This window comes from Tersicoccus phoenicis, from assembly GCF_001968835.1.
GTDB classification, from domain to species: domain Bacteria; phylum Actinomycetota; class Actinomycetes; order Actinomycetales; family Micrococcaceae; genus Tersicoccus; species Tersicoccus phoenicis.
The window spans coordinates 1-887 of record NZ_MRDE01000125.1 but is presented as its reverse complement, the minus strand read 5'-3'; the positions used below and the strand labels follow the sequence as shown (position 1 = coordinate 887).

Sequence of the window (887 nt, the reverse complement as noted above, 5' to 3'; positions counted from 1 at the left end):
TCGCCGGGGTGGACACCCACGGCCAGACGCACCACGCCGCAGTGATCGACCCCCTGGGCCGGCACCTTGCCGACCGGCAGTTCCCGGCCACGGGGGCCGGCTACCGCCAGTTGCTGTCCTGGCTCGGCTCCCACGGGGCCGTGGCCGCGGTGGGGGTCGAGGGCACCGGCGCCTACGGTGCCGAGCTGGCCCGGGTGCTGGCCCGGGCCGGGCTGAGGGTGGTCGAGGTCGACCGCCCGGACCGCAAGACGCGGCGGATGAAGGGCAAATCCGACCCGATCGACGCCTACGCCGCCGCCACCGCGGTGACCTCCGGACGCGCGACCGGCTCGCCGAAGACCCGCGACGGGATCGTCGAGGCCATCCGCGCCCTGCGGTTGCCGCGGCGCTCGGCGGTCAAGGCCCGCACCCAGGCCATCAACCAGGCCCGTCAGCTGCTGGTCACCGCCCCCGAGGCGCTGCGTGCCCAGCTGCGCGGCCTCTCGGCGGCACAGCTGGCCCCGGCCTGCGCCCGCTTACGCCCCGGCAACCTAGCCGATCCCATCGGGGCGACCAAGGCCGCACTGCGCCGCCTGGGCCGGAGGATCCTGGCCCTGGGCGAGGAGATCGCCGACCTCGACGCCGAGCTGAAGGCCCTGACCGCCCAGGCCGCTCCCACCCTGATAGATCGCATGGGCGTCGGCCCAGACGTCGCCGGCCAACTGTTGGCCACCGCGGGGGACAACCCCGACCGGCTGCGTTCCGAGGCCGCGTTCGCGCACCTGTGCGGCGTGGCCCCCATCCCGGCCTCCTCCGGACGCCGGGACCGACACCGTCTCAACCGCGGCGGCGACCGCGCCGCCAACCACGCCCTGCACACCATCGCGCTGTCCCGCATGCGCTGGGAC

1 protein-coding gene is annotated in these 887 nt (G+C 75.6%); it reads left to right on the top strand.

Features of this window, described 5'->3' with window-relative positions; translation table 11 throughout:
- Positions 1-8 precede the first annotated feature (8 nt).
- Positions 9-887: IS110 family RNA-guided transposase (locus tag BKD30_RS15420; protein WP_235861745.1), on the top strand; the 879-nt coding region annotated here is incomplete at its 3' end.